This is a genomic window from Micromonospora sp. URMC 107, from assembly GCF_051386315.1.
Taxonomy (GTDB): domain Bacteria; phylum Actinomycetota; class Actinomycetes; order Mycobacteriales; family Micromonosporaceae; genus Micromonospora.
Window position 1 is genome coordinate 1 of the sequence record NZ_JBPQTK010000252.1, and the last position, 2,977, is coordinate 2,977.

The 2,977-nt window shown below is 70.3% G+C and carries 2 protein-coding genes; one reads left to right on the forward strand and one right to left on the reverse strand.

The window, feature by feature from the left end; all coding sequences use genetic code 11:
• Window positions 1-41: 41 nt before the first annotated feature.
• The gene (locus ACSNN9_RS28245; protein WP_436676352.1) at window positions 42-1,832 is read right to left on the reverse strand and encodes a bifunctional metallophosphatase/5'-nucleotidase; all 1,791 of its coding nucleotides are present in this window, start codon (window positions 1,830-1,832) and stop codon (window positions 42-44) included.
• 212 nt (window positions 1,833-2,044) lie between these two features.
• On the opposite strand from ACSNN9_RS28245, the gene ACSNN9_RS28250 reads away from it, so the two are divergent.
• The coding region (locus ACSNN9_RS28250) for an SDR family oxidoreductase (RefSeq protein WP_436676353.1) at window positions 2,045-2,977 on the forward strand (933 nt) is incomplete at its 3' end.

Sequence of the window (2,977 nt, forward strand, 5' to 3'; positions counted from 1 at the left end):
GCCGTGGGCGATCCGCCCACGCCCCGTCCGGTGATCGGGGGTCAGAAGACCGGCACGCCCTCGCGTACCAGCCGCCAGTTCGGCTGGTAGAAGTCCGTCGGGTCGATGGTGCCCCTGGCCTGCGCCCAGTCGATCAGCAGCTGACGGATCTCCTGCTGCTCGTTGTAGACCTGGGTCTTCACGATGCCGGGGAAGTTCCCGCCGCCGCTGCGCCGGTAGTTGTTCACCGCCACCACGAACTGCGCGTTGTCGGCCACCGGGGTGTCGGTGCCGGGCAGCACCAGGCGGGTGACGCGCTGGCCCACCGGCTTGGCGATGTCGATGTCGTACTCCAGGCCGGAGAAGACGTCGTAGTTGTAGTCCGGCACGGCCGGGTTGCTGATCGCGGCCGGGTCGACCGGGGCGCCGGGGGCGAGGGTCCGGAAGTACTTCGCCGAGTACTCCAGGTAGGTGCGCACCTCGGCGCCGCTGAGCACCACCGCCTCGAGGGTGTTGTCGAAGACGTACAGCCCGGCCACGTCGCGGATCTTCACGTCGCCGGCGGGGAAGACCGCGGTCCGGCTGAACGGCGCGGCGATCGAGAGGACCGGTAGGTCCGCGTACGACGTGCCGGCCAGCGCCTGACCGACGACCTCGGTCTGGACGTGGTTGATGAAGTCCAGGATCGGGGTGTCCTTGTAGCGGCTCTCCGCCGCCGACAGTTCCACCGTGGAGCGGGCGACGACCTGGTTGACGTACGCCACGGTCTTCTGGTGCTGTGCCCGCACGGCCGCGAGGACCTTCGGGTCCTCGACCACGGTGTTGGTGTTCAACAGCGCGGCGGTCTTGCTGGTGATCTTCCAGCGGCCCCGCTCGCGGGCCAGGGTGAAGTCCATCCGGCTGAGCCGCTGGCCCCACTTCGACGGCTCGGTGAGCAGCACCTGCTCGCCGGTCCGCTCGTTGGTCACGAACTTCTCGGCGACCTCGGCGTGGGCGTGGCCGAACAGGATCGCGTCGATGCCGGGGACCTGCTGGGCGATCAGCGCCGTCGGGTTCTCGATCGGCAGCTCCGGGCCGTAGCTGGAGGTGCCGCTGTCGCCGCCGTGGGCGGAGATCAGCACGATGTCGGCGCCGCGCGCCCGCATGATCGGCACGTACTTCGCGGCGGTGGCGATCATGTCGTCGAACCGCAGTTTGCCCTCGACGTTGGCCTTGTCCCAGATCGCGCTGCCCGGGTTGGTCAGGCCGAGGATGCCGACCCGCAGCGGCGGTGCGGCGAAGCCGACGGAGACCTTCTTGATGACGTACGGCAGGAAGGCCGGCTTGCCGGTGGCGACGTTGACGGCGTTGGCGGCCAGCGCCGGGAAGCCCAGCTGCGAGATCCACTTCGCCAGCAGCGGCAGGCCGTAGTTGAACTCGTGGTTGCCCAGCGTCACGGCGTCGTAGCCGAGCACGTTCATCGCGTTGGCCATGGGGTGCGTCTCACCGGTGGTGGTGATCGGCTCCTGCTTGGCGTAGAAGGTGGCCAGCGGGGTGCCCTGGATGGTGTCGCCGGCGTCGAGCACCAGCGTCGCCCGGCCCCGCCGCTCGGCGCGGATCTGCTTCACGAGGGCGGCCAGCTTGGCGACGCCCACGTCGTTGTGCTTGCTGTCGTCGTACTCGGCGTCGGAGTAGTAGTCCCAGTTGTAGACGTTGCCGTGGGTGTCCGAGGTGCCGAGGATCGTGAGGTCCCAGGTCCGCGACCGGGCCGCGCCAGCCGCCTGGGCGGGGGTGGCGGCGATCAGCGGGACGCTCGCCGCCGCGGCCGCGGCGGCGAGCACCGTCCGACGCGACGGGCCGGAGGGAGAGGTCATGAGGTGCCCTTCCATGGGGGTTCGGGACGCCCGGTGAGCGCCGAGCGCACCATAAACGAGCGCCCGTCACTCCTGCCACAGCAGCCCGGGGTGTTTCATCCCACCGGCGCGCGCGGGGCCGCCCGTGTAACACCGGACCGGTCGTTTCCGCTTGCCGCCGCGGGGTAGGGCGGTGGGAGACCCACACCAGACCGGTGCGCGAGGAGACGTCGGTGAGCGAAGACCAGCACACCCAGCAGGACCCCACCAGCCAGTACGGCCAGCAGGAGGGACAACCGAAGCAGCAGCAGACGCCGCCCGGCTCGACTCAGGAGATGACCCCGAAGCCGGACCACGGCGAGGAGTCGTACCGCGGCAGCGGCAAGCTCGACGGCCGGCGGGCGGTCATCACCGGCGGTGACTCCGGCATCGGCCGCGCGATCGCCATCGCGTACGCCCGGGAGGGCGCCGACGTGCTCATCTCCTACCTGGGTGAGGAGGAGGACGCCGACGCCCGGGAGACCGTCCGGCTGGTCGAGGAGGCCGGCCGCAAGGGCATCGCGGTACGCGGCGACATCACCGACGAGCGGCACTGCCAGGAGCTGATCGAGCGGGCACTGCGTGACCTCGGCGGCGTCGACATCCTGGTCAACAACGCGGCCTATCAGATGGCGCAGGAGGAGGGCATCCTCGGCATCAGTGACGAGCAGTTCGACCGGGTGCTGAAGACCAACCTGTACGCCATGTTCTGGCTCTGCCGGGCGGCGGTGCCGCACATGCCCGAGGGCTCGGCGATCATCAACACGTCGTCGATCCAGGCGTTGGACCCCTCGCCGCAGCTGCTGGACTACGCCACCACCAAGGCGGGGATCGCCAACTTCACCAAGGCGCTCGCCGCCGATTTGGCCGAGCGGGGGATCCGGGTGAACGCGGTGGCGCCGGGCCCGATCTGGACGCCGCTGATCCCGGCGACGATGCCGGAGGAGAAGGTCGAGAAGTTCGGCCAGGACACCCCGGAGGGACGCCCCGGCCAGCCGGCCGAGTTGGCCCCGGCGTACGTCTTCTTCGCCTCCCAGGAGTCCAGCTACGTCACCGGCGAGATCCTCGGCGTGACCGGCGGCGCGGGGCCAGCGGGCCACCAGCGCCGGGTCAACGGGGTTGAGGGC